The sequence below is a fragment of the Nonomuraea sp. MTCD27 genome (assembly GCF_041950495.1).
Classification (GTDB): Bacteria; Actinomycetota; Actinomycetes; order Streptosporangiales; family Streptosporangiaceae; genus Nonomuraea.
Genome location: NZ_JBGNUW010000005.1, coordinates 331,747 through 356,534, shown reverse-complemented (window position 1 = coordinate 356,534; position 24,788 = coordinate 331,747). Strand labels below are relative to the sequence as shown.

The following is a 24,788-nucleotide window of genomic DNA, read 5'->3' as shown; positions in this document are numbered from 1 at the left end:
CACCTGTCGACACTCATACCGGCCGGTCGGTAGGCTCTCGGCATGGACTTCGCCTTCGACAAAGTCACCGAGGACCTGCGGGAGCGACTGCTCCGCTTCATGGACGACTGCGTCTACCCCGCCGAGCCCGCTTTCGAGGAACAGGCCGCGGCAAGCGGATGGAGCCCGCCGCCGCTGCTGGAGGACCTGAAGGACGAGGCCAGGCAGCGCGGCCTGTGGAACCTGTTCCTGCCCGGCGACCACGGCGCGGGGCTGACCAACCTCCAGTACGCACCCCTGGCCGAGATCATGGGCCGGAGTCCGGCCATCGCCCCCACGGCCACCAACTGCGCGGCACCCGACACGGGCAACATGGAAGTGCTGTCCATGTTCGGCAGCGAGTGGCAGCGCAAGGAGTGGCTGCGGCCGCTGCTCGACGGGGAGATCCGCTCGGCGTTCGCGATGACCGAGCCCGACGTGGCCTCCTCCGACGCCACGAACATCGCGACCTCCATCGTCCGCGACGGCGACGAGTACGTCATCAACGGCCGCAAGTGGTTCATCTCCGGCGCGATGAACCCCAACTGCAAGATCTTCATCGTCATGGGCAAGACGAACCCCGACGCGCCCAAGCACCGCCAGCAGAGCATGATCCTCGTCCCCCGCGACACCCCCGGCCTGCACATCAAGCGCGGCATGCACGTGTTCGGCTACACCGACGCCGACCACGGCGGGCACGCCGAGATCGTGTTCGAGGACGTACGCGTGCCGGCGGAGAACCTCATCGGCGAGGACGGCGGCGGCTTCGCCATCGCGCAGGCCAGGCTCGGCCCCGGCCGCATCCACCACTGCATGCGCCTGATCGGCATGGCCGAGCGCGCGGTCGAGCTGATGTGCCGCCGGGCCCTGGCCAGGACCACGTTCGGCAAGCCCGTCGCCCAGCAGGGCGTGATCCAGGACTGGATCGCCGAGTCCCGCATCAAGATCGAGCAGGCCCGCCTGCTCGTGCTCAAGACCGCCTGGCTCATGGACACGGTGGGCAACCAGGGCGCCCACACCGAGATCCAGGCCATCAAGATCTCCACTCCGATCACCGTGGAGTGGATCCTCGACAAGGCCGTCCAGGTGCACGGCGCCGGCGGTGTCTCCCAGGACTTCCCGCTGGCCGCGCTCTGGGCGGGGGCCCGCTCGCTGCGCCTGGCGGACGGCCCCGACGAGGTGCACAAGCGGTCCCTGGCCTATCGCGAGTTGAAGAGGTACATGTGAACGAAGCGGAGATCAAGGAGCGCGTGGCGGCGTTCCTCGGCGAGCACGATCCGAGCGGGGACCGGCTGGAGTTCCTGCGGGCCAGGTTCGATGCCGGGCTGGCCTGGGTGTGGTTCCCCGAGGGGCTCGGCGGCCTCGGCACCTCCAGGGAGCTGCAGCAGGTCGTCGAGCGGGAGCTGGCGGACACGCCGCAGATCAACGGCGGGGTCCAGGGCATCGGCCTGGGGATGGCGGCGCCGACGATCCTGGCGTTCGGCACGGAGGAGCAGAAGCGCCGGTTCCTGCGGCCGCTGTGGACCGGTGAGGAGATCTGGTGCCAGCTCTTCAGCGAGCCCGGCGCCGGGTCCGACCTGGCCACGCTGGCGACCCGGGCGGTCAGGGACGGTGACGAGTGGGTGGTGGACGGCCAGAAGGTGTGGACGTCCGGCGCCCACCACTCCAGGTGGGCCATCCTGGTCACCCGTACCGACCCGGACGTGCCGAAACACCGGGGGATGACGTACTTCATCTGTGACATGCACGCGCCCGGCGTGGAGGTGCGGCCGTTGCGGCAGATCACCGGTGAGGCGGAGTTCAACGAGGTGTTCCTGACCGGCGTGCGGCTCTCCGACGACCTGCGGCTCGGTGAGGTGGGCGACGGCTGGCGGGTCGCGCAGACCACGCTGATGAACGAGCGGGTCGCGATCGGCGGCGCGCCGACGCGGCGGGGTGGTGGCGCGGTGGCGGCCGCGCTCGCGGCCTGGCGGGAGCAGCCCGAGCTGCGCACCCACGACCTGCACCAGCGGCTGCTGTCGCTGTGGGTGGAGGCCGAGGTGACCCGCCTGTCCGGGGCGCGCCTGCGCGAGCAGCTCGTCGCCGGGCAGCCGGGGCCGGAGGGCTCGGGGATGAAGTTGTCGTTCGCCCGGCTCAACCAGGCGCTGACGGGCTTCGACGTCGAGTTCCGGCGGGATCTCGGCTACGACGACTGGACGTTCCGCCGCTCGGAGAACGTCGACTTCTACGGTCGCGGCCCCGGCTATCGCTATCTGCGGGCCAAGGGCAACTCCATCGAGGGCGGCACCTCCGAGATCCTGCGCAACATCATCTCCGAACGGGTGCTCGGCCTGCCCTCTGAACCCCGTGTCGACAAGGACGTGCCCTGGAAGGACCTGCCGCGATGACGCTGCTCTATTCCGAGGTCGAGGAGGAGCTCAGGTCCGCCGTGCGCGGGCTGCTCGCCGACCGCTGCCCGCCCGCCGCGGTGCTGAAGCGGATCGAGTCCGTGAACTCCGTGTACGACCTGGACCTGTGGAAGACGCTGGCCGGCGAGATCGGGGTGGCCGGGCTGCTCGTCCCCGAGGAGCTGGGCGGGGCCGGGGCGTCGGCCAGCGAGGTGGCCGTGGTGCTGGAGGAGCTGGGCCGGGCGGTGGCGCCGGTGCCGTTCTTCACCAGCTCGGTGCTGGCCACGCAGGCGCTGCTGCCGACCCGCGACGCGCTGCTCGGCGAGCTGGCCGAGGGGCGCAGCACGGCCGCGCTCGCCGTGTCGTTCGCCGCGTCGCCCTACCGGCCGGACCGGGGCTCGTCCGTGAGCGTGGACGACCAGGGGCGGCTGTCCGGCACCCTCACCGGTGTGGCCGGCGCCGAGGTGGCCGACGTGCTGCTGGTGCCGGTGGCCGGCGACCTGTACGCGGTGGAGGGCGCCTCGGTCGAGGTCGTGCCCTCGCTCGACCTGACCAGGCCGGTGGCCACCGTCACGTTCGCGCGTACGCCGGCCCGCCGCGTGGGCGCGTGCGACCTGGCCGGGGTGTTGCGGTTCGGGGCCGGGCTGCTGGCCTCCGAGCAGCTCGGGGTGGCCGAGTGGTGTCTCGACACGACGCTGGCCTACGTCAAGGAGCGCCACCAGTTCGCCCGGCCGGTCGGCTCGTTCCAGGCGATCAAGCACCGGCTGGCCGACCTGTGGCTGGACGTGGTCAGGGCTCGGGCCGCCGCGCGGAACGCGGTCGCCGACAGCTCGTCGGTCTCCGTGGCCGTGGCCCAGTCGTGGAACGCCGGGGTGGCCGTGCACGCGGCCGAGGAGGCCCTGCAGCTCCACGGCGGGATCGGGATGACGTGGGAGCACCCCGTACATCTCTATCTCAAGCGCGCCAAGGCCACCGAGATCGCGCTGGGCACGCCCGGCGACCACCGGGAGGCGCTGGCCTCACTCGTCGGAGTCCCCGGCCCCGAGTGAGGCGAGCAGCAGGTCGGCGAAGTGCCTGCCCACCTGGGCGCCGGTCAGCGGGCCGTCCGCGTGGAACCACGTGCCCAGGTGGTGCACCGAGCCGAAGAAGTAGTCGACGACCAGCTCCGCGGGGACGCGGTCGCTGAAGATGCCCGAGCGTTGCCCCTCGGCCACGAGCGCGCGGAAGCGCTCGTGGTAGCGGCGGCGCTCGGCGCGCACGGTCTTCTGCGTCTCGGGAGCGAGCAGGTGGATCGACCGGAAGAAGATCTTCGAGTCGTCGAGGTTCGCGGCCGTGGTCTCCACGACGTCGGCCGCCGCCCGGTGCAGGCGCTGCCGCAGCGTGCCCGGGCCGTCGGCGATCTGCGCCAGCCGGTCCATCTGCATGCGCAGCACCCGGGCGTAGATCTCGTGGAGCAGATCGTCCTTGGAGTCGAAGTAGTGGTACATGGCGCCCTTGGTGACGCCGGCGGCCATCACGACCTCCTGCACCGAGGTGCTCTCGAAGCCACGCTCTGCGAACAGCCGCGTCGCCTCGGCCAGCAGTCGCTGCCTGACCGGTTCCTCTTTCACATGGTCCCCCTTGGTCACCGCCTTAGCATACCGACTGGTCGGTTGATGGGCTTGCGGGTACTAATTCCGTCACCTTAGGCTCGCCTTGGTTGAAGAGCGGGTATCTCTTGATCGGCGAGGGATCTTCGGCGTGGCAGATCCTGCACAACATCTACTCTTTCGGGGAGTTTGCCGTGCCCGGTGGCTCTATCTACGTGCAGCCCAACGAGAAATACACTGGCTCATCCCCGCAGTGGTGGTACGAGAAGTTCTGGCGCGAGGATGCTCCGACCCGGCGCAAGTTCAGGTACGCCAAGGCCGCTGTGGGGTTCGTGATCGGCGTGGCGGTGGCGCTGAGGTTCGACGCGGCAGGTGCGTCCGTCCTGTTCGGCCTGCTGCTGGCGGGGATCGTGGCCGGGGGTGACTGGTTCCTCTACTGGCACGCCTTCCACAAGACCGCCGTGTGGCGCGGGGCGCGCCGCGGCGAGGCGATCACGGGGCGCATCCTGCGCCGGTCGCTCGGCCGGCACGGCTACAGCGTCCTCGACGGCCGGGCCATCCGCGGCCAGGCCTCCATCGACCACCTCGTGATCGGCCCGGGCGGCGTCTGGATCATCGACAACGAGTCCTGGAGCCCGGACACCGAGATCGCCTGCTACGCCGGGCGGCTGTTCTTCGGCGAGAAGTACGGCAGCAAGGTCGCCAAGCCGCTGGTGGAGCGGGCCGAGGCGTTCGCCGAGCTGCTGACGCGGGAGACCGGCGTCCCGGTGGCCATCACGCCCGTGCTCGTGGTGCACTGCGGGCTGCTGCCCAAGGGCGGCATGGTGATGGCCGAGGGGCTCACGCTCCTCAAGCCGGGGCTGGCGGCCAGGCTGATCAAGGACTCCGACGGCGGCGTGCTGAACGAGGCCCAGATCGAGCTCCTGGCCCGCACCGCGGCCCGCGAGCTGCAGAAGGTCTGATACGGCGTCTGACGTCGTCGCCGGATCCGCGACTTCTGATGTCGCCGGGTCCGCGACTCATGCAAGAGTCTCGATGAACGCGGTGAGCTGGGCGACGTTGCGGCACTCGTACATGGGGACGATCGTGCCGTAGTCGCTCGCGATCGAGTCTCCCGTGTCCCACTGCGGCTTCGGCTCGGGGTTGAGCCAGTAGGCGTGGCGGGACCTGGACACCAGTGACTTGAGCACGTCCAGGGCGGTCGGCTGGTAGTTGGAGCGGGCGTCGCCCAGGATCAGCAGGGACGTCTTGGGGCCGATCGCGTCGGCGTACCGTTCGGCGAAGCGCTCCAGGGAGTGCCCGTAGTTGGTACGCCCGAAGCGGACCATGTCGGCCTCGTTCGCCAGCCTGGTCATGGCCTCGACCACGTCCGAGCCCGGCAGGAAGAACCGGGTGATCTCGTCCACGGTGTCCACGAAGCCGAACGCCCGCACCTTCGTGAACTGCTCCCGCAGCGCGTACGTGAGCAGCAGCGTGAAGTGCGCGAACGACGAGACCGAGTCGCTGGTGTCGCAGAGGATGACCAGCTCGGGCTTGTGCGGCCGGGGCGGCTTGAAGTGCGTGGTCAGCGGCACGCCGCCGCTCTGCAGCGAGGCCCGCATGGTCCGGCGGAAGTCGAGGCGGCCCCGCCGGCCCTTCCTGTGCTTGATGGTCAGCCGCGCGGCCAGGCGCCGGGCCAGCGGGTGGACCTCCCTGCGCAGCCTGGCCAGGTCGGCCTTGGTGACGCGGAGGAAGTCGATCTGATCGAGCGGGGGGCGTACGGCGGAGCGGGCGATGCGCTCGATCCCGGAGTCCTCGGCGATGCGGCGGCGCACGTCGGTGGCGACGGCGTCCTCGAAGCGCCTGAGCCCGGACGTGACGCGCTGGCGGACGGTCTTCTCCGCCAGCCCGCCGCGCTCGCGGCCCTGAAGGACCTCGCGCAGGATGCCCGCCATCAGGGTCTCGGGCGACAGGGCCCGCATGACGCTGTAGGAGAACCAGTTCTGCCGGCCGGGCCCGGCCTCCTGCCGGCCGAAGCGCTCGACCATGGCCCGGGCGAACTCGCGCATCTCCTGCTCGGAGGAGCCGGTCAGGAGCCCCGCCAGATGCGCGCGCAGCTCCTTGACCTCGGCCTTGTCCAGGTCGATCCCGCCGCGCGGCCGCGCGAGGGACAGCCCGCTGGTGGACGGCGGGAACCACAGGTCGAACAGCACGTCGAACCCCGGCCGGTAGGCGGGCTTCTTGACCAGCGTCGCCGCGTACGCCGCGCGCAGCGACTCCCGATCGGCCAGCTCGATCACCCGCATGGCGTTCGCCGCGTCCAGCCCCTCGGCCACCGACACCGGCACCCCGGCCTCCCTCAGCGCGTGCACGAAGCCGACGTGCCGGTCGACCAGCGACCCGCGCTCAGGCATCGGGCAGCCCCAGCTCCTTGACCGCGCGCACGTGGTCGGAGGCGTGCTTGAGCACCACGCCGAGCGTCCCGGCCACGGTGGCCTCGTCCAGCTCCTCCCGCCCGAGGGCCAGCAGCGTGTTGGCCCAGTCGACGGTCTCGGCCACCGACGGCGCCTTCTTCAGCTCCAGCGCCCGCAGCGTGGCCACGGTCCTGGCGAGCTGCTCGGCCAGCTCGGCCCGGATGGTCGGCACCTGGGCCAGCACGATGTCCCGCTCGCGCTCGGGGGTCGGGTATTCGATGTGCAGGTAGAGGCAGCGCCGCTTGAGCGCCTCCGACAGCTCGCGGGTGGCGTTGGAGGTCAGCACCACGTACGGCCTGCGCGTCGCGGCGATGGTGCCCAGCTCGGGGATCGTCACCTGGAAGTCGGACAGCAGCTCCAGCAGCAGCCCCTCGACCTCGACGTCGGCCTTGTCGGTCTCGTCGATCAGCAGCACGGTCGGCCGCTCGGACCTGATGGCCTTGAGCAGCGGCCGCTCCAGCAGGAACTCCTCGCTGAAGATGTCGTCGTCGGCGCTGGTGGCCTGGATTCGCAGGAGCTGCTTCTTGTAGTTCCACTCGTACAGGGCCCGGGCCTCGTCGAGCCCCTCGTAACACTGGAGCCTGATCAGGTCGGCGCCGGTCGCCTGGGCCACCGCCTTGGCGAGCTGGGTCTTGCCGACCCCGGCCGGCCCTTCGACCAGCAGCGGCTTGCCCAGCGCGGCGGCCAGGAACACCGAGGTGGAGATGGCGTCGTCGGAGAGGTAGTCCACGGCGGCGAGCCGCTCCGTCACGTCGGCTGGCGTGTCGAACATCGATGCTCCTGTCTGAAGGCCGAACTTTATTCTAGCGGGTCGTGTCCAGCTGATTCCGATTCGACCAGGATGCGGATCACCGGTATATTCCTTCCTGCCAGCGCCGCTAGCTCAGTTGGTTAGAGCAGCTGACTCTTAATCAGCGGGTCCGGGGTTCGAGTCCCTGGCGGCGCACCGGCATCCGGGCATCCTCGCGAGACGCGGGGATGCCCGGAGTCGTTTCCGGGCCGGATCAGCGAGGGCCGATCCCGTCCAGGGTGAGGTTCCTGTTCCAGTCCCGCACCCATGCGCGGCCGAAGCCCTCTTTGCCGCGCCGGAGTTCAATGGTTTGACTGTCGGCCGCGCCTGCTATCCATGGCCTGACACGTTGACGACCACGAACGATGGAGCCGCGACATGGCCACGGTCACCTTCAGGGACGAGAGCGCCACCGGTAAGCCGTTGGACGAGTTCACGCTGCCCGACCTGCCGGAGCGCATCTCGGCGCGCGAGCTCGTCCGCCTGCGCGTCCGCGAGGAGGTCGCCCGCTACAACGCGGTCCCGACCGCCCGGTTCCGCGGGCTGGTGCGGCCGGTGGGCGCCGAGGTGGAGCTGAACGGCTACCGCATGGGCGCCACCCGGAGCATCGACTGGGAGCGCCAGGCCGACATCGCCGAGCGGGCGTTCCAGAGCAACGGATTCCTGCTGCTGGTGGGGGATCGGCAGGTCGACGACCTGGCCGAGTCGATCGACCTCACCGTGGATCCGGTCGTGTCGTTCGTCAAGCTCGTGCCGCTGGTCGGCGGCTGACGCGAGCGCCGGGCGCGGCTTCCCCGGCGGCTACGTCGTGCGGCGGGGTCGGCGCAGGCGCAGGCCGATGGCCGCGGCCAGCACGACCACGAGGCCGGTCACCATCACCGCCCGCCCGTCCGGCCCGGCCTCCCCGCCGCCACCCGTGGACACCCCGCCGGACGGGGTGTCGGTGGTCTCCGGGTCCTCGGTGGCCTCCGGGTCCGAGGTCTCGGGGTCCGAGGTTTCCGTGCCGGTGCCGTCCGGGCTGGGGCTGTCGTCGGCGGTGGGGGTGCCGCCGCCGGCGCCGACGACGGTGAGGGGATACTCCGTCAGGGCGTCCTTGTTCTTGACCTCGCACTCGATCAGGCGCTCCTGAGGGCGGGGGCCGAAGTTGATGGAAGCCGCGTGCACCGTGCCCTCGTCCGCCTTCCGCGGCGTCGTCTTCAGCTGGGCCGTCTCGGGGAGCGGGACGGTCTCCCCGGGGATGACCGTGCCGAGGGGCGCGACTCCCGTGGCGGAGGTCAGGTCCTCGATGCCGCTGATGCCCGCGTACACGTACATGTTGATCTCGCCCTCCAGGCCCGTGGCGGGGACGATCAGCTCGGCGCCGGTGACATAGGTGCCGCGCCAGCCGATCGTCATCTCCTCGTCCACCGTGGCCTGGGCGGGCACCGTCAGCACGACGTCGATGTTGACGTCCAGCTTCTCGCCCGTGGCGGTGGTGGTGCACTGATATCCCACGACGTCGGCGGCGGCGGGAGCCGCGGGAAGGACGACGCACGACAGGATCGCGGCGGCTAAGACGGCCGGCTTGGCGCGCATGGCGGCTCCCTTGCGGCGGATGGTGCACAAGAGGAGACGGTGCTGGAGGACACCTGGTTGACACGATTGTCCACTTCGGCCGGGTAAGAAGATAGTCATGACCACAGGTGTTCGACTCATTCGCAACGACCAGCTGACCCAGCGGGTCGAATACGCGTACGCGGCGGCTGTCGAGGTGCCCCTCCGCTCGATCTGGGTGGCGGGCGCCTGCCCGCTCGACCTCGACGGCGAGACGGTGGCCGTCGGCGACTACGCCGGGCAGACCCATCAGGTGATGAACAACCTCATCACCGCCCTGGAAGGCGCGGGCGCGTCACTGACCGACGTCGTCAAGACCACCGTGTACGTCGCCTCCGGCAAGCAGGCCGACCTGGGGACGGCCTGGGAGGTGTACCGGGAGTACATGGGCGCCCACGACGTGCCCAGCACGCTGCTCGGCGTCACCGTGCTCGGCTACACCGACCAGCTCGTCGAGGTCGAGGCCGTCGCGGTGATCACCGGGGCCGGCCGGGCGGGGTCATGATCGGCTCGTGTTCTTCCAGTCCAGCTCTCCCTTGACGACGCGGGGCCGCCAGCCGCGGATCGGCTTGCCGGTCTCCAGCGATCTCGCCGTCGCCCTGAGCAGGGCCAGGTAGGAGGGCCACACCGGATCGCCCTCGAAGGTCAGGCCGGTCTCGTTGAAGTATTCGCCGGTCTTGCCCGTGTCGGGGTCGATGAACAGGTTCCCGCCGTCGTGGGCGGTCGCGAACGGGATCAGGCGGCCGTGCCACCAGTCGATGGCCAGCTCCGGTTCGTGCACCACCAGGCCGCACATCATCTTCCAGTCCGAGCGGATGGCCTTGACCGACATCAGCGCGTAGAACGGGGCGGGGCCGAAGCCCCAGGAGCCGCCGCCGTCGTGGCGGAGCAGCGAGGCGCGCAGGTCGTCGGGGAAACGTGCCCCGATGGCGGCCTCCGCCCGGGCGATCGCCGCCGGGTCGGCCGGGGGCCGCAGCAGCTCGTACGTGCGGGGCGCCCTGCGGGCGAGCCAGCGTTCGATGCGCCGCCAGACCGCGCCGACCTCGGCGGTGACGCGCGGGCCCGGCACGCGTACGACGGGCTTCTTACGGGCGGGACGGCAACCGGTGGCGCTGATCTCCTCGGCGGTGGGCGGCTCCGGGGTCGGCTCGGCCGTGGGGGTCGGCGTGGGGCGGGGGCCGCCGGCGCAGCCCGTACGCGGTTCGGCGGGCTCCTCGGCCCAGCGCAGCTCGCAGCCGACGGTCACCGTAGGGTACCAGTCGCGCAGCGCGGTCCCGCTCTCCAGGGCGCCGGCCATGGCTTCCAGCATCGCCACGTACGAGGGCCAGCCCATGGGGCCGTCGTAGCGGAGGCGCTCGCCGGACTCGGCCTCGCCGATCCGGCCCGTACGGGGATCGACGACGAGCTCCTGGCCGCGCCCGGTGGAGGCGATCGGCAGCAGGCTGCCGTGCCAGACGCCGTCCTCGGGGTCGGCCAGCTCCATGTCGCCCGCCAGCACCACCTCGTGGCAGTTGCCCCAGTTCAGGTAGGAGATGGTGGACAGATCGGTCAGGCCGTACGCGCCGGGCAGCTGGAACCCCGAGCCCAGGTTGCCGTCGGCGCCGTCGTGGCGCAGGAAGGACGCGTACAGGTCGTCGGGCAGCCGGCGCTCCTGGTAGTGCTCCCACTCGGCCACGCGATCGGGCTCGATGCCGAACTGGAGCTTGCGCAGCGTGGCCGAGGCGTGCGCGCCGAGCCACTTCTCGATGCGGTCCCAGGCACGTCCGACCCGGGCGGCGACGGCGGCGTCGGGGGAGCGGGTCGCGTACGTGGGAGCGGGGTACGGCTCCGGCTCGGCCGCCACGTCCTCGTCGCCCCAGGTGAGCGGGGGGCAGCCGATGGAGCGGGCCTCCGCGTCCGTCATCGCCTGGGCCTTCATCTCCGCCTCGAACGCGGGGTCGCCGCAGGAGATCGAGGAGTTGACGAAGGAGCACATGTGATATTCGGCGGCCGCCGGCGCGCTGGCAGCCAGGCCGCCCATCAGGAGGATCGCCACCAGGCCCAGTCGTACGGGAGGCAGCCGACGTAAGCCGATCATGCGCGGCACCCTATGGCATGGTTCCGACAAATCCCGGACGGCGGTCAATAGGGTGCCGGTATGTCGTTCACCGTCACCACGGGCGCCACCGGCCGGCTCGGCGGCCGGGTCGCCGCGCTGCTCGCCTCAGCCGGTGTCGAGCAGCGGCTCGTCTCCCGGCACGCCACCGACCAGGCCCCCCGCCTCGACCGCGCCACCGCCGTCGACGCCGGCTACGGCGACCGCGCGGCCATGCGGCGGGCGCTCGAAGGGGCTTCGACCGTGCTGTTCGTCTCGGCGTCGGAGAGCTCCGACCGTCTCGAACAGCACCGCACGTTCGTCGCCGCCGCCCGCGACGCCGGCGTCGCGCACCTGGTGTACATCTCCTTCTACGGCGCGGCCCCGGCGGCGACGTTCACGCTCGCCCGCGACCACTGGGCCACCGAGCAGTACATCCGCGACAGCGGCCTGCCCTTCACCTTCCTGCGCGACAACCTGTACGCCGACTTCCTGCCCGGCATGGCCGGCGACGACGGCGTGATCCGCGGGCCGGCCGGGCAGGGGCGGGTGGCGGCCGTGGCCCAGGACGACATCGCGGAGGCGGCCGCGGCCGTGCTGCTGCGGCCCGGCGAGCACGAGGGGGTGACGTACGACCTCACCGGTCCCCAGGCGCTCACGCTGGACGAGGTCGCCGCCACGCTGAGCAGGGCGACGGGACGCACGATCACCTACCACCCCGAGACGGAGGCGGAGGCGTACGAGTCCCGCCGGGTCTACGGCGCGCCCGGATGGCAGGTGGAGGCGTGGGTGTCCACCTATCTCGCGATCGCCGCCGGGGAGCTCGAAGGGGTCACCGACGCCATTCCCCTCCTCACCGGGCACCCCGCCACGAGCCTGGAGGAATTGCTCAAGCGCTGATGAAATCCGAAGAGAAGGTCATTGTTTCCGTCGTTTCGGTTCCCGCGGAAAATCAATCCGCCGCCCAAGAACGGGAACATATGGCTCGACATCGAGGTTTTCCCGGCGAAATAGGCTAGCTCCGGGCCGGTGGGACCACCCGTATCCCGAAACCGTGGGCGCCGATGGCGCCGGCGATCCCCAGGAAGAGCAGGCTGTAGTGCTCCTGGCCCCGCGCCGTGGCGATGCCTCCCAGGTCGAGCAGCGACTTCGCGGGCCAGCCCAGGTCGTTCAGCAGATCGCCGACCGTACGCTTGGCCTCGGCGTCATCCCCTGACAGGAAGATCGTGCTCGGGCCCTCCAGCGAGTCCGGCGCGACCATGAGCTCCGAGTCGATGGTGCAGAGCGTCTTGACGACCGTCGTGTCCGGGAAGGTGCGCTGGATCTCCTCGCCGAGGCTCTCTCCGGGATGGGAGAGCGCGCCGTCCTCCGTGAAGCCGACCGCCACGTCGAGCAGCACCTTCCCGGCCAGGGCCGGCGTGCCCATCTCGGCGAGCAGCGGCACGGACGCCGTGCCGGGCGTCGCGTTGACCACCACGTCGGCGCCCGCGACGGCTGAGGACACGTCCACGACCGGCACGGCCTCTCCGAGCGCGGCCGCCAGTTCGGCCCGCAGTTCCGTGTCGTCCGGCCGCCGCGATCCCAGGACGACGTCATGGCCCGCACCGGCCCAGCCGGCGGCCAGCGCCCGTCCTACGTTCCCCGTTCCGAGAATTCCGATCTTCATGGTGTCGACGCTATGGCGGTCGCGCCCGTCGCCGCCTCCTGCCACGGCCGGGTGCGCCCTCCGCCATTGGTCGTAGGACCGGGCGCGGACCTCTGCCGCCCGGCCTAGACGGCGAACACCTGCGCGTCGTCAGCGAACGCCTTGAACTCCAGCGCGTTGCCCGCCGGGTCGAGCAGGAACATCGTCCACTGCTCGCCGGGGAGCCCCTCGAAGCGGAGGTACGGCTCGATGACGAACGTGGTGCCCGCCTCGCGGAATCGCTCGGCCAGCTGATGAAATTCCGGAATTGTCAGGATCAGTCCGAAATGGGGGACCGGCACGTCGTGGCCGTCCACGGGGTTGTGCGCCCTTTCCCGGCGGGCGGGGGCCAGGTGGGTGACGAACTGGTGGCCGTACAGGTTCCAGTCGATCCACCGCTCCGAGCTGCGGCCCTGGGCGCAGCCGATGAGCTTGCCGTAGAAGTGGCGGGCGGCGTCCAGGTCGTCCACCGGGACGGCGAGGTGGAAGCGGGGGAGGCGGGCCTCGGTCATGTGGGGATTCCTTCCGGGGTCGTACGGTGATCGTTAGGTACCCGGAAGCCCTCCCCTGAATCCGGGCCCGCCGGGTCACCAGCCCTTGTCGAAGTCGCAGATGTTCACCGTGACGCTCTTCTGGCTGCGGACGGGCGTGATCACCTCGAAGACCACGCGATACGTGCCGGCCCGCTTCCATGTGATGGAGGGCAGCAGGGGCCTGGAGGAGGAGGTGCCCGCCTGCCTGCCCTGGTTCTGCCCGTCGACCAGCCAGCGGTAGCTGTAGGGGCCGGTGGCGGAGACCCTGGCCCAGATGTTCATGTCGTAGCGCCAGCAGTCGCCCAGCCTGATGCCCTCGTACGTGAACGCCACCGACTTCACACCGCCTCCGCCGCTGGTCGTGGTGGGTTTCGGGGTCGGCTGTCCGGTCGGCGTCCTGGTGGGGGAGGCGCTGGGCCCGGCGGTCGGTGTGGTGGTGGGCCCGGCCGTCCCGGTGGGCTCGGTCGTCGTGGTGCGCTCGGCCGTCGTGGTGGGGCGCAGGGCTCTCGCCGACCCCTTCGCGCGGCTCGGCGGGCGGGTCGTGGCCGGGCCGGAGGTGGTGGCCCGCGTGGTGACGGTGGCGGTGGCGGTGCTGGTCTCGCCGCGCGAGGCGGGCAGCCACAGCCAGGCGGCGGTCAGGGCCCCGGCCACGACGATCGCCGCGCCTCCGGCCAGGAGCGCGATGGCCGGCCGGTTGCGGGACGCCGCCCGGGCGGGGCCGGTCCGCATGACGTGCCCGGGGGCCGGACGTGGTGGGGGCGGGCCGCCGATGAGCTGGAAGAGGACGTCCTGCATGGCGGGGCGGGCGGCGGGGTCCTTGGACAGGCAGGCGTACACGATCGAGCGCAGCGGCTCGGGGAGGTTCCCGAGGCGCGGCTCGTCGTACTGGATCCTTCTGATCACCGCCGGCAGGGAGTCGTTGCCGAACGGCGGGGCGCCGGTGGCGGCGTACACGATCACGGATCCCCACGCGAACACGTCCACGGCCGGCCCGGCGGGCGCGCCCAGGAACTGCTCGGGCGCCATGTACGCGGGCGTCCCCACGATGCTGCTGGTACGGGTCACCGCGTCGTCCATGGCCCGTGCGATGCCGAAGTCGATGACGCGCGGCCCGTCGCGGCCGAGCAGGACGTTCGCGGGCTTGAAGTCGCGGTGGACGACCCCGGCGCGGTGGATGGCGGCCAGGGCGGTGGCGGTGGCGACGGCCAGGCGTTGCAGGTCCGCCCCGGTGTGCGGGCCCGCCTGCTGGAGGGAGGGGCCCTCGACGTACTCGGTCACGATGTACGGCCGCGCGCCCAGCGAGGCGTCCAGCACCTGCGCGACGCAGAACGGCTCCACCCGCCGGGCGGCGGCGATCTCCTTGGCGAAGCGGCCGTCACCGGCGACCCCCTCGCGCAGCACCTTGACGGCCACGGGGGTGCCGTCGGGGGAGGAGCCCAGGTACACGACTCCCTGGCCGCCCTCCCCGAGCTGCTCGACGATCCGGTAGGGGCCGATGGCCTCGGGTGTCATTGGTAGTCGTCCAGGTCGCAGACGTTGATCGAGATGCTCTTGCGCGCGGCGGAGGGCGCGGTGACACGCAGGGCTATGGTGTGGCTGCCGGCGTCCAGCATGTACTGTCCGGCGGTCACGAACGCCGTGTAGTCGTCCTCCGGCACCCAGGACTTCCTGCTCTCGCGGGTCCTGCCGTCCACCTCCCACGCGTACGAGATCCACACGCCGGGGCGGCTCGACTCCACCCTGGTCTGGAAGTGCACCGGGGGCATGTAGCAGCCGCTCGACTCGGACTGTCCGGGGCCGCCGGACAGCTCGATCGCCAGAATGCTCACCCTGGCCGCCACGGCCGGCTTCCTGGTGGGGGTGGGGGTGGGGGTGGGGCGTTTCGTGGTAGGGGTGGGGGTCACGGTCGGCTTCTGAGTCTCGCGAGGGGTCCTGCGAGGGGTCTTGCGGGGCTTCGGCGTCGTCGGCTTGTGTGCGGTCTCCTCGGCGGTGGTGGGGGCGGAGCTGGGGGAGGCGGCGGCAAGCGGTGCCGAGCCCGGCCTGCCGGACCACGGGGCAAGCCAGACGACCCCGCCGACCAGCGCGACCACCAGGACACCGGACACCCCGGCAACCACCGGCACGCCGACCCGCCCCCAACGCCCCGACCCCGGCCCTGGTCCCGGCCTCAGTCCCGGTCCTGGCCCCGGTCCCGGCCCCGGTCCCGGTCCTGCCATCGGTCCGGGTCCTGGCCCCCGCGCCGCACCGGCCGTCGCCCCCTGCCACACTCCGGGAGCCGGCCCGAGCCCCGTCCCCGGAGCCGGGTTGTGGCCGCTGAGCAGGCGCAGGATCACGTCCCGCATGGTCGGCCGGGCCCGTGGATCCTTGGCCAGGCAGGCGTACACGATCGAGCGCAGCGGCTGGGGCAGGTCGCCGAGCTGGGGTTCGTTGTGCAGGATGCGGTTGATGATCGCCGGCAGCGTGTCCTGCCCGAACGGCGGCGTCTCCGTGGCCGCCCACACGATGACCGACGCCCACGCGAACACGTCCGCCGCCGGCCCCACCGGCTGCCCCGCGAACTGCTCGGGTGCCATGTACGCGGGCGTGCCCACGATGCCGCTGGTGTGGGTGACGGCGTCGTCCATGGCCCGCGCGATGCCGAAGTCGATGACGCGCGGGCCGCCGGGTCCGAGCAGGACGTTCGCGGGCTTGAAGTCCCGGTGCACGATGCCCGCCTGGTGGATGGCGGCCAGCGCCGTGGCCGTGGCGACCGCCAGCCGCTGCAGATCGGCCCCTGTGTGGCGCCCGGCCTGCTGGAGCGAGGGCCCGTCGACGTATTCGGTCACGATGTACGGCCGCGCGCCCGGCGAGGCGTCCAGCACCTGCGCGATGCAGAACGGCTCCACCCGCCGCGCCGCCTCGATCTCCTTGGCGAACCGTTCGTCGAACCCCGGACCGCCCCGCAGCACCTTGACCGCCACCGCCCGCCCGTCGGGCGCCTGCCCGAGGTACACGGTGCCCTGCCCGCCCGAGCCGAGCCGGCCGAGCAGCCGGTACGCCCCCACCGTCGCCGGATCGTCCTCCCGCAGCGGTTCGACATGCGCCATGAGAGAAGTGACTCCTGAGGTTGATTTGGTGGATGTTGCGTACGATAGCGACCCACATCCACATATGTAGGGAACTTTCGAATCTCTCGAACCCTTGCCGGCTGCCCGTAGAGTGGCGAGATCATGGAACTGACCACGGACGCCGAGCTGGAACGGTCGACGGTCGTCGCCAACCGCCTGATGAACCGCGAGCGCCGCCTCACCAGCTACGGTCGCGAACTCGGCATCGACATCGCCGCCGTCCTGCGCGCCGCCGGCACCAGGCCCGCCCGCTGGCTCGATCTGTGCTGCGGGGCCGCGTACGCCCTCGGCGAGGCCACCCACCTGCTCGGGGACGACGCCGAGATCGTCGGCGTGGACCTGGTCGGCTACTTCGCCTGCCCGCCGGACCCCCCACGCCTGCGCCTGGTCACCGCCTCCGCCCTCACCTGGCGTCCGGACGCCCCGTTCGACCTCATCACCTGTGTACACGGCCTGCACTACATCGGCGACAAGCTCGCCCTGCTGGCCAGGATCCCCGGCTGGCTCACCGAAGGCGGGCTCTTCGCCGCGAACTTCGACGTCCGCAGCATCCGCCTGCCGGACGGCACCCCGGCGGGCCGCCGCCTGACCTCCGCGCTGCGGTCGCAGGGATTCCTGTACGACGCCCGTACCAGGCGGATCCGCCACACCGGCCGCCGCGCCGTCGACCTCCCGTACCGCTACCTCGGCGCGAACGACCAGGCCGGCCCCAACTACACCGGCCAGCCCGCCGTCGACTCCTACTACGCGGCACAGGGAAAACCCGTCGCGCCCCCGAGCACCGGCGACCTATCGTGACCTTCGTCCACCCCGGACCCGAGGAGGCCACCATGCACCGCGACGAGATGTCCTTTTGAGCCGACCAGCAAGCGCCGACGGGGGTTCCCTCTAGCGAGACCCACGTCAAGCGGGGCGACCGGCGCGCCGGCCGCGACAAGGAGCTGATCGAGAAGCTCGGCGGCAACGACCCGTGCCCCTGCGGCTCCGGACGCCGCTTTCCGCCGCTGCTGCCGCTCCAGCGGCCGCTACGACGACACACTCGGCCACTACTACGTCCGCGACCGCGACACCTGACCCCCCGGGCCCGCACGAGGGCGCCTTCGCCGGCGCGTCCCTCGTGATCGCGGCCCCTTGGGAACGTCGCCAGCGGGCGGCACGCGGTTTTGTCGGTGGTGCCTGCCATGGTGGCTTCCTGATCTCCGAGTCCTGAACCCCCGGCAAAGGCGCGACGGCCGGGGGCAGGCTCCGCCGCGGTGCCCGGCGAGCGCCACCGCCTCCGGGTGCGGTGCCACCACCGGAACCGACCGGCCAGTGGCGACGGAGGACGGTCATCCGTCAGGCGGGCAAACGTCAAGGAAAGGGGTGTGCGCCATCTTCTCGCCACTGGCGATCCGGGACTTTCGCCGCTACTACCTGGGCCAGACGGCCTCCGCGTTCGGTGACTCACTAACCCCGCTCGCCATCGCGTTCGCCGTCCTGCACCTCACCGGATCCCTGGTGGACCTCGGGATCGTGGTCCTCAGCACCCGCCTGCCCGTCATCGTGCTGACCCTGGTGGGCGGCGCGGCGGGCGACCGTTTCGCGCGCCGTACGGTCATGCTGCTGGCCGACCTGGTCCGGTTCGGGGCACATGGCGTCACGGCCGTGCTGCTGCTCACCGGCACGGCGCAGATCTGGACGCTGGTGGTCCTGCAACTCGTCGCCGGTGCGGGATCGGCCTTCTTCAATCCGGCCGCCGTGGGACTTGTCGGCTCGCTGGCCGGCAAGAAGCACCTGCAGGCGGCCAACTCGCTGGTCTCGATCTCCCGGAGCGCGGCCTCGATCCTGGCGCTGGGTGCCGCAGGGGCGCTGGTGGCGCTGGTCGGGCCCGGGTGGGCGGTGTTGATCGACGCGCTGACGTTCCTGGTGAGCGCGGCGTTCCTCGCCCTGCTGCCCCGGGTCCCCGCCCGCGAGAGGCCGCAGTCGGGCAGTGATGAGCGGTCGCACTCGGGCAGAGGCGGGCGGTCGCAGTGGGTCGGTGGTGGCGGGTTGGTGGCGAGTATCGGGGATGGGCTCGTGGAGGTGCGGAAGCGCCCGTGGTTGTGGGTGTGGGTCATCCACGTCGCGCTCGCCAACGTGATCGTGGTCTCCCCGATCCTGGTGCTCGGGCCGTACGTTGCCGACCGGGAGCTCGGCGGGGCACCGGCCTGGTCGGCGATCGGCATCGCGTACGCCGTCGGTGGCCTGGCCGGGGGCCTGCTCGGTGCCCGATGGCGGCCCGCGCGTCCCATCGTGGCGGCCGTGCTGTTCTTCCTGCTGATGGCGCCGCTCCCGGCGCTGCTCGCGCTGCCCGCCGACCTCTGGTTGCTGGCGCTCGCGGGTGCAGCGGCCGGGATGCAGCTTGTCGTCCACAACGTGCTGCAGACCACCGTCGTCCAGCAGAACGTGCCGGAACAGTACGTGGCGCGGGTGACGTCCGTGGTGATGGTTGGCTCGCTGGTGGCCGCGCCGCTCGGCATGGGGTTGGCGGGTCCGGTGGCGGCGGCGCTCGGCACCCGTCCCGTCCTGGTGGGGTGTGCCGCCTTCGCCATACTTCTGACCGCCGCCGTGCTGCTGGTGCCGGCGGTGTGGCGAGTCCGTGGCCACCGCCGACGGCCAACCGCCCCCGATCCGGGTCCCGATCTGGCGTCCGGCTCGTCCTCCGACCCGGCTCGGCGCCTGTCGTGAGGCGGGAGCGGTGAGCGCATCTCTATATGCACCTATATATAAGGAAAGACATGATGCATGTGCTCCTGGAGCGCCGGCCCGCCGACGGCACCTTCCTGCTGTCCGGTCAGACGGTTCCCGACGACCTCGGCGGGGTGATCCTGGCCGGCCGGGTCCACGACACCCTGCGCGGGCTGATCGGGAACGGCGGTCAGTAGTCCCGGGCGCGGGGCAGGGCGACGGCGACGATGAGCCCGCCGCCCTCCCGGGGCCGTGCCCGGACGTCCCCGCCGTGCGCCATCGCCACCGACCGCACGATCGACAGCCCCAGCCCGGCGCTCGTCCCCGTCACCGTGCGGTCGGACGCCTGCCGGTGGAACGGCTTGAACAGCAGCGGGATGTCGTACGGCGGCACGGCCGGCCCGGTGTTGCTGACCTCCACCTCGACCTTCCCCCCGGACACGGTACGGCTCACGACCCGCACCCACCCGCTGCCGTCGTCCACGTTGTACCGGATGCCGTTCTCCACCAGGTTGTGCACGAGCCGTTCGAGCAGCAGCGCGTCCCCGGTGGTCGGGGCGGGCGCGGTGACCTCGTAGACCATGACCTTGGCGTCGGAGGCGTCCCCGGCGATCTGCGCGGCCACGTGCGTCACCACGTCGGCCAGGTCCACCGGCGACCGGTCCGCGATCTCCTGCTCGGACCTGGCCAGCAGCAGCAGGCCGCTGATGAGGCGCTCGTGGCGGGTATTGATCTCCAGCAGGCTCTCGCCCAGCTCCTTGACGTCGGCCGAGGCGGTACGCCGGTGCATGGCCAGCTCGACCAGCGCCCGGTTCAGCGTCAGCGGCGTACGCAGCTCGTGCGAGGCGTTGGCCACGAACCGGCGCTGCCCGTCGAAGGAGTGGTCGAGCCGCTCCACCATGGTGTCGAACGTGTCGGCCAGGTCCTTGACCTCGTCCGCCGGCCCGTCCAGCGCGATCCGCTCGGACAGGCCGCGCTCGGCCATGGGGGCGGCGGCGATCCGGCGCGCGGTGTCGGTGACCAGGTTGAGCGGGGCCAGCACCCGGCCCGCCACCACCCAGCCCAGCGCCACGGCCCCGCCACCGACCACGACGAGCGCGATGGCGCCCTGGGCGAGCAGTGAGGTGATGGCGGCGCTGCGCAGCTCCAGCTCCTGCTGCCGCATCCACTCGACGGCGGCGTCGCCGTACACCGTGACGCCGTCCTTCATCAGGAAGAGTTGCTTGGTCCGGCCGGGCTCGGGCTTGAACCGGTCCTCGAAGGTCTGGTTGAGCTGCTGGTTGAACAGGAGATACGTGACGGCGAGCAAGGTCAGGCCGGCGAGGAAGAACAGGGCGCCGTACACGAAGGTGAGCCGGACCCGCAGTGTGGGCCGCACCCCGCGTGGCAACGGCGGCAGCAGGTTCATGCGATCCGGTACCCCACTCCCGCCACGGTCTCCACGACCGGCGGGTCAGCGAGCTTGCGGCGCAGCTTGAGTATGGTGAGCCGGACCGCGCCCGTGAACGGGTCCGCGTGCTCGTCCCACGCCTTCTCCAGGAGCTGCTCGGCCGAGACGACGTTGCCGTCGGCCCGCATCAGCTCGGTCAGCACCGCGAACTCCTTCTTCGACAGCGGCACGAATCGCCCGTTCCGGAAGACCTCCCTGCGCGCCGGGTCGAGCGTGATCCCGGCCCGCCGCAGCACGGGCGGTACGGCCGGCCGCGAGCGCCGGCCCAGCGCCAGGACGCGGGCGGCCAGCTCGGGGAAGGCGAACGGCTTCGGCAGGTAGTCGTCGGCCCCCAGGGACAACCCGGTGATCCGGTCGTCGAGCTGGGCGGCGGCGGTGAGCATCAGCACCCGAGCGTCGCAGTCGGAGGCCACCATCTCCCGGCAGACCTCGTCGCCGTGCACGCGCGGCAGGTCGCGATCCAGCACGACCACGTCATAGTCGTTCACCGCGATGCGTTCCAGCGCGGCCGCGCCGTCGTGCGCCAGGTCGACCGCGTGGGTCTCCTCCCGCAGCCACTCGGCAATCGCGTCGGCGAGCATCGGCTCGTCCTCAACCACCAGCACCCGCATGACTTACCTCAGGCCCTTCTATCCGCTTACAGAGCCGAGTGTGACCTAGGGGGCATTTGCTGCAAATAAGCCGCCGACGGAAACGCTGAGGAAACAGCGGGCCCTATTGCATCTCCCCTCGACGACGTTCATCAGACGGTTCGTACGACGGAGGAGATCTTTCATGCGAGGACGAATCCTCAGTGCCCTGGTCACAGCGCCGTTCGCGCTCACCCTGGCCCTGACCGGCTGCGGCTCGGACGCCGGGGGCGGAACAGGGGTGGCCTCGGTCAGCGGAGGGACCGGCACCCAGGCCGCGGCCAGCGCCAAGCCGAGCGAGGACCCGCAGGCCAAGGGGCTCAAGTTCGCCCAGTGCATGCGCGAGAACGGGATCGATGTGCCGGACCCCGACTCGAGCGGCAAATTCATGATGAAGTTCGACAAGAACACCCCGCAGGAGAAGGTCCAGGCGGCCCAGGAGGCGTGCAAGCAGTACGCCCCCAGCGGCACGCGCCAGGGCGGCGGCGACCCGAAGATGGCCGAGAACCTGCGCAAGCTCGCCCAGTGCATGCGCGACAACGGCGTCGAGAGCTACCCCGACCCCGAGGGCGGCATGATGCGCATCACCCCCGAGGTCGGCGAGGACCCCGACTTCAAGTCGGCGCAGGAGAAGTGCCAGAAGGAGTCCGCTGAGGCCGGTATGGGAGGTTCTTGATGGGCCCAGTGAAGGACGGGACCACCCTGGACGGGCGGGCCGAGCCGGAGACGGCGCCGTCCCGGCCGCGACGCCGGCGCGGCCGGGGGAAACTGGTGGCCGGGCTCCTCGTCGTGGTGGCCGCCGCGGGAGGCGGGTTCGTCGCGGTGAACAGCACGGGCATGCTGGACGGGGGCGCCGGCCCGACCCGGTCGGCCAGCGCCGTCCCCCCGGCCACCACCACGGTGAACAGGCAGACCCTCAACGAGACCACGGACGCCGACGGGGAGCTCGGCTACGGCCCGGTGACCACGGCCGTGAGCCGGCAGCCGGGCACGATCACCTGGCTGCCCGAGAGCGGCGCGACCATCAGCCGCGGGAAGTCGCTGTACCGCGTGGACAACAAGCCGGTCACGCTCATGTACGGCGACACACCCGCCTACCGCGACCTCAAGAACGGCTTGGAGGGCAAGGACGTCGAGAACCTGGAGCGCAACCTCAGCAAGCTCGGCTACGACGGCTTCACGGTCGACGACGAGTTCACCTGGGACACGGCCGAGGCCGTCATGGAATGGCAGGACGACCGCGGCCTGGACGAGACCGGCGTGGTGGAGCTGGGCCGGGTCGTCTTCGCCCCGAACAAGGTGCGCGTGGAGAGCCTCGACAGCGAGGAGGGCCAGCCGGCGCAACCCGGCCAGAAGGTCCTGACCTACACGGGCACGAACAAGGTCATCACGGTGCAGCTCGATGCCGAGGACCAGCGGATGGCCAAGAAGGGCGCCAAGGTCGAGGTCACGCTGCCGGACGGTAAGAGCGTCGATGGCAAGATCACCGAGGTGGCCACGGTCATCGTCCCGGGCGAGAGCCAGAACGCCGAGCCGGAGACGCGGGTGGAGGCACTGGTCTCGATCGGGAACGCCAAGTCCGCCCGCGGGCTCGACAAGGCCTCGGTGGACGTGACGTTCACCGCCTCGCAGCGCAAGAACGTCCTGACCGTGCCGGTCGCGGCGCTCGTGGCGCTGCAGGAGGGCGGGTACGGCCTGGAGGTCGTCGAAGGCGGCACCTCCCGGTACATCGCGGTGGAGACCGGGATGTTCGCCGGGGGCCGGGTCGAGGTCTCCGGGGGCGGGCTCACCGAGGGCATGACCGTGGGGATACCGAAATGACGTACCCCATGATCGCCCTGACGGACGTGTCCAGGACGTACCCGGGCGGGGTGGCGGCGCTGAAGTCGGTGTCGCTGCGGATCGACCACGGCGAGCTCATCGCCATCGTCGGCCCGTCCGGGTCGGGGAAGTCGACCATGCTCAACGTGGTCGGCACCCTCGACCGGCCGTCGTCCGGATCGATCCACATCGACGGGTACGACGTCTCGAAGCTGTCCGACAACCAGCTCTCGGCGCTGCGGGCGACCACGATCGGGTTCGTCTTCCAGTCCTTCCACCTGGCCGCGAAGGTCCCCGCGCTGGACAACGTGGCCGACGGCCTCGTCTACACCGGCCTGAGCAGGGCCGAGCGGCGCCGCCGCGCGGCCGCGGCGCTCAAGCGGGTGGGGCTGGAGCACCGCCTGGACCACGAGCCGCACGAGCTGTCCGGCGGCGAGCGGCAGCGCGTGGCCATCGCCCGGGCGGTCGCGGGCGACCCGCCGCTGCTCCTGGCCGACGAGCCCACCGGCGCCCTGGACTCGGTCTCGGGCAACGGGGTGATGGAGCTGCTGCACGAGCTGAACGCGAGCGGCACCACCATCGTGATCATCACGCACGACCGGGAGATCGCCGCCAGCCTGCCCAGGCAGGTACGGATGCGCGACGGCGAGATCATCTCCGACTCCGCCGACGGCTCCCGCGGGGAGCCCTGGCCCGAACCCATGGAATCCGGGGTGGCGTGATGGCGGTCATCGAGGTGCCGCGGCCGAAGCTGGCGCCGGCCAGGATGCGGCCGCGCGACGTGATGCGGGTCGGCGCGGTCGGCCTGCGTACGCGCCCGCTGCGGGCGTTCCTGTCCGCGCTGGGCATCGCCATCGGCATCGCGGCCATGGTCGGCGTGGTCGGGCTCTCGTCCTCCTCGGGCGCCGAGCTCGACCGCCAGCTCTCCGCGCTGGGCACGAACCTGCTCACGGTGTCGTCGGGCACCACGCTCATGGGCGAGGCCGCCCAGATGCCGGTGGACGCGGAGGCGATGATCGAGCGGATCGGCCCGGTCGAGTCGGTCTCGTCGATCGGGAAGGTCGCCGAGGCCAAGGTGTACCGCTCGGAGCAGATCCCCGAGGCCCAGACCGGCGGCATCAACACCTACGCCGCCCGCCTCGACCTGCCCGCCACGGTGGGCGCGACCCTGCGCAGCGGGACGTGGCTCAACGCGGCCACCGAACGTTTCCCGGCCGCCGTGCTCGGCTGGGCCGCCGCCCAGCGGCTCGGCATCGGGTCGGCCGGCCCGGACACCCAGATCGTCGTCGGCGGCATCCGCTTCACGGTCGTGGGCATCCTGGAGCCCGTGGCGCTGGCCACGGACCTGGACAGCGGCGTCATGGTCGGCTGGCCGGTGGCGGAGAAGGAGCTCGACTTCGACGGGCACCCGACCACGCTCTACACCCGGTCGGACGAGGCCCAGCTGGAGGCGGTACGCCAGGTGCTGGCCGGCACGGCCAACCCGGAGGCGCCGAACGAGGTGGACATCTCCCGCCCGTCCGACGCGCTGGCCGCCAAGCAGGCGACCAGCCAGGCGTTCGCCAACCTGCTCCTGGGCGTGGGCGCGGTGGCCCTGCTCGTGGGCGGGGTCGGTGTGGCCAACACGATGGTCATCTCGGTCCTGGAGCGCCGCGCGGAGATCGGCCTGCGCCGCTCGCTGGGTGCGACCCGGGGCCAGATCCGCACGCAGTTCCTGGCGGAGTCGCTGCTGCTGTCCGCGATGGGCGGCCTCGGCGGCATCCTGCTCGGGACGGGGGTCACGATGGGGTACGCGTTCTACAGCGGGTGGCCCTCGGTCGTGCCCGCGTGGGCCACGATCGGCGGCCTGGCCGCGACCCTGGGCATCGGCGCCGTGGCCGGCCTCTACCCGGCCATCCGCGCCTCGCGCCTGTCCCCGACGGAGGCGCTGTCCACACCGTAGGGAGGACGCGCG

Annotated in this window: 25 protein-coding genes, 1 tRNA gene and 1 pseudogene; 16 read left to right on the top strand and 11 right to left on the bottom strand. The window is 71.5% G+C overall.

The features are described 5' to 3' along the window. The first annotated feature begins 42 nt into the window (after positions 1-42). Genes ACBJ59_RS17495 through ACBJ59_RS17485 form a run of 3 tightly spaced genes read left to right on the top strand, consistent with a single transcriptional unit; the run spans position 43 to position 3,454 of the window. A complete protein-coding gene (locus ACBJ59_RS17495; RefSeq protein ID WP_375111269.1) occupies positions 43-1,245 on the top strand; it encodes an acyl-CoA dehydrogenase family protein in 1,203 nt (400 codons plus the stop codon). Further along, positions 1,242-2,405 (top strand): acyl-CoA dehydrogenase family protein, encoded by a 1,164-nt coding sequence (locus ACBJ59_RS17490; RefSeq protein WP_375111268.1) that lies wholly within the window; start codon positions 1,242-1,244, stop codon positions 2,403-2,405. Before ACBJ59_RS17495 ends, ACBJ59_RS17490 begins: the two co-directional genes overlap by 4 nt. Next, a complete protein-coding gene (locus ACBJ59_RS17485) occupies positions 2,402-3,454 on the top strand; it encodes an acyl-CoA dehydrogenase family protein (protein WP_375111267.1) in 1,053 nt (350 codons plus the stop codon). Before ACBJ59_RS17490 ends, ACBJ59_RS17485 begins: the two co-directional genes overlap by 4 nt. Here the strand turns inward: ACBJ59_RS17485 and ACBJ59_RS17480 are convergent. Further along, entirely contained in the window at positions 3,425-4,015 is a 591-nt protein-coding gene (locus ACBJ59_RS17480) for a TetR/AcrR family transcriptional regulator (protein ID WP_364115335.1), read from the bottom strand. The genes ACBJ59_RS17485 and ACBJ59_RS17480 overlap by 30 nt on opposite strands. Positions 4,016-4,188: 173 nt before the next feature. Between ACBJ59_RS17480 and ACBJ59_RS17475 the strand changes: the two genes are divergently transcribed. Then, on the top strand, positions 4,189-4,956 hold the full coding sequence (locus ACBJ59_RS17475) for a nuclease-related domain-containing protein (protein ID WP_364115337.1): 768 nt from the start codon (positions 4,189-4,191) through the stop codon (positions 4,954-4,956). Positions 4,957-5,013: 57 nt separating this feature from the next. Here ACBJ59_RS17475 and ACBJ59_RS17470 read toward each other — a convergent pair whose 3' ends face one another. Continuing rightward, a complete protein-coding gene (locus ACBJ59_RS17470; RefSeq protein WP_375111266.1) occupies positions 5,014-6,387 on the bottom strand; it encodes a VWA domain-containing protein in 1,374 nt (457 codons plus the stop codon). Further along, complete coding sequence (locus ACBJ59_RS17465; protein ID WP_364115341.1) at positions 6,380-7,219, bottom strand: MoxR family ATPase; 840 nt, start codon at positions 7,217-7,219, stop codon at positions 6,380-6,382. Before ACBJ59_RS17465 ends, ACBJ59_RS17470 begins: the two co-directional genes overlap by 8 nt. A 100-nt stretch (positions 7,220-7,319) precedes the next feature. Here ACBJ59_RS17465 and ACBJ59_RS17460 point away from each other — a divergent pair. Beyond that, positions 7,320-7,393 (top strand) — tRNA-Lys (locus ACBJ59_RS17460). A 222-nt stretch (positions 7,394-7,615) separates the two neighbouring features. Next, positions 7,616-8,008 carry a hypothetical protein gene (locus ACBJ59_RS17455; protein WP_375111265.1) on the top strand — a complete coding sequence of 131 codons (393 nt, stop codon included), beginning with the start codon at positions 7,616-7,618 and terminating at the stop codon, positions 8,006-8,008. Between the two features lie 30 nt (positions 8,009-8,038). Here ACBJ59_RS17455 and ACBJ59_RS17450 read toward each other — a convergent pair whose 3' ends face one another. After that, a complete protein-coding gene (locus ACBJ59_RS17450) occupies positions 8,039-8,812 on the bottom strand; it encodes a hypothetical protein (RefSeq protein ID WP_375111264.1) in 774 nt (257 codons plus the stop codon). 97 nt (positions 8,813-8,909) lie between these two features. Here ACBJ59_RS17450 and ACBJ59_RS17445 point away from each other — a divergent pair, with 97 nt between their 5' ends. Then, entirely contained in the window at positions 8,910-9,335 is a 426-nt protein-coding gene (locus ACBJ59_RS17445; protein WP_375111263.1) for a RidA family protein, read from the top strand. Here ACBJ59_RS17445 and ACBJ59_RS17440 read toward each other — a convergent pair. Then, on the bottom strand, positions 9,330-10,907 hold the full coding sequence (locus tag ACBJ59_RS17440) for an SMI1/KNR4 family protein (protein WP_375111262.1): 1,578 nt from the start codon (positions 10,905-10,907) through the stop codon (positions 9,330-9,332). The genes ACBJ59_RS17445 and ACBJ59_RS17440 overlap by 6 nt on opposite strands. 60 nt (positions 10,908-10,967) lie before the next feature. On the opposite strand from ACBJ59_RS17440, the gene ACBJ59_RS17435 reads away from it, so the two are divergent. Further along, positions 10,968-11,804, top strand: a complete 837-nt coding sequence (locus tag ACBJ59_RS17435) for an SDR family oxidoreductase (RefSeq protein WP_364115353.1) — start codon at positions 10,968-10,970, stop codon at positions 11,802-11,804. Between the two features lie 115 nt (positions 11,805-11,919). On the opposite strand, the pseudogene ACBJ59_RS17430 reads toward ACBJ59_RS17435, so the two are convergent. The 4 genes and pseudogenes from ACBJ59_RS17430 to ACBJ59_RS17415 form a co-directional block, all read right to left on the bottom strand. Then, positions 11,920-12,630 (bottom strand): annotated as a pseudogene (locus ACBJ59_RS17430) (NADPH-dependent F420 reductase); the annotation flags it as partial. Between the two features lie 44 nt (positions 12,631-12,674). Beyond that, positions 12,675-13,100 (bottom strand): VOC family protein, encoded by a 426-nt coding sequence (locus ACBJ59_RS17425; RefSeq protein WP_375111261.1) that lies wholly within the window; start codon positions 13,098-13,100, stop codon positions 12,675-12,677. A gap of 75 nt (positions 13,101-13,175) precedes the next feature. Continuing rightward, entirely contained in the window at positions 13,176-14,633 is a 1,458-nt protein-coding gene (locus tag ACBJ59_RS17420) for a serine/threonine-protein kinase (RefSeq protein WP_375111260.1), read from the bottom strand. Continuing rightward, positions 14,630-16,207 (bottom strand): serine/threonine-protein kinase, encoded by a 1,578-nt coding sequence (locus ACBJ59_RS17415; RefSeq protein WP_375111259.1) that lies wholly within the window; start codon positions 16,205-16,207, stop codon positions 14,630-14,632. Before ACBJ59_RS17415 ends, ACBJ59_RS17420 begins: the two co-directional genes overlap by 4 nt. 123 nt (positions 16,208-16,330) lie before the next feature. Here ACBJ59_RS17415 and ACBJ59_RS17410 point away from each other — a divergent pair, with 123 nt between their 5' ends. The 4 genes from ACBJ59_RS17410 to ACBJ59_RS17395 all read left to right on the top strand — a co-directional run bounded on the left by ACBJ59_RS17410 (position 16,331) and on the right by ACBJ59_RS17395 (position 19,131). Then, positions 16,331-17,026, top strand: coding sequence for a class I SAM-dependent methyltransferase (locus ACBJ59_RS17410; RefSeq protein WP_375111258.1), 696 nt, complete (start codon positions 16,331-16,333; stop codon positions 17,024-17,026). Positions 17,027-17,169: 143 nt separating this feature from the next. Beyond that, positions 17,170-17,349 (top strand): SEC-C metal-binding domain-containing protein, encoded by a 180-nt coding sequence (locus ACBJ59_RS17405; RefSeq protein ID WP_375111519.1) that lies wholly within the window; start codon positions 17,170-17,172, stop codon positions 17,347-17,349. Between the two features lie 241 nt (positions 17,350-17,590). Then, positions 17,591-18,934: an MFS transporter gene (locus tag ACBJ59_RS17400; RefSeq protein ID WP_375111257.1), complete on the top strand. Its 1,344-nt coding sequence runs from the start codon at positions 17,591-17,593 to the stop codon at positions 18,932-18,934. A gap of 50 nt (positions 18,935-18,984) precedes the next feature. Then, positions 18,985-19,131, top strand: a complete 147-nt coding sequence (locus ACBJ59_RS17395) for a hypothetical protein (protein ID WP_375111256.1) — start codon at positions 18,985-18,987, stop codon at positions 19,129-19,131. Here ACBJ59_RS17395 and ACBJ59_RS17390 read toward each other — a convergent pair. Both ACBJ59_RS17390 and ACBJ59_RS17385 read right to left on the bottom strand, forming a co-directional pair. After that, positions 19,125-20,342 (bottom strand): sensor histidine kinase, encoded by a 1,218-nt coding sequence (locus tag ACBJ59_RS17390; RefSeq protein WP_375111255.1) that lies wholly within the window; start codon positions 20,340-20,342, stop codon positions 19,125-19,127. The genes ACBJ59_RS17395 and ACBJ59_RS17390 overlap by 7 nt on opposite strands. After that, on the bottom strand, positions 20,339-20,995 hold the full coding sequence (locus tag ACBJ59_RS17385; RefSeq protein ID WP_375111254.1) for a response regulator transcription factor: 657 nt from the start codon (positions 20,993-20,995) through the stop codon (positions 20,339-20,341). Before ACBJ59_RS17385 ends, ACBJ59_RS17390 begins: the two co-directional genes overlap by 4 nt. Positions 20,996-21,158: 163 nt before the next feature. Between ACBJ59_RS17385 and ACBJ59_RS17380 the strand changes: the two genes are divergently transcribed. Genes ACBJ59_RS17380 through ACBJ59_RS17365 form a run of 4 tightly spaced genes read left to right on the top strand, consistent with a single transcriptional unit; the run spans position 21,159 to position 24,776 of the window. Continuing rightward, a complete protein-coding gene (locus ACBJ59_RS17380) occupies positions 21,159-21,689 on the top strand; it encodes a hypothetical protein (protein WP_375111253.1) in 531 nt (176 codons plus the stop codon). Then, the gene (locus ACBJ59_RS17375) at positions 21,689-22,834 is read left to right on the top strand and encodes an efflux RND transporter periplasmic adaptor subunit (RefSeq protein ID WP_375111252.1); all 1,146 of its coding nucleotides are present in this window, start codon (positions 21,689-21,691) and stop codon (positions 22,832-22,834) included. The genes ACBJ59_RS17380 and ACBJ59_RS17375 overlap by 1 nt, the downstream gene beginning before the upstream one ends. Beyond that, positions 22,831-23,556, top strand: a complete 726-nt coding sequence (locus ACBJ59_RS17370; RefSeq protein WP_375111251.1) for an ABC transporter ATP-binding protein — start codon at positions 22,831-22,833, stop codon at positions 23,554-23,556. The genes ACBJ59_RS17375 and ACBJ59_RS17370 overlap by 4 nt, the downstream gene beginning before the upstream one ends. Beyond that, on the top strand, positions 23,556-24,776 hold the full coding sequence (locus tag ACBJ59_RS17365; protein ID WP_375111250.1) for an ABC transporter permease: 1,221 nt from the start codon (positions 23,556-23,558) through the stop codon (positions 24,774-24,776). The genes ACBJ59_RS17370 and ACBJ59_RS17365 overlap by 1 nt, the downstream gene beginning before the upstream one ends. The last annotated feature ends 12 nt before the right edge of the window (positions 24,777-24,788 follow it).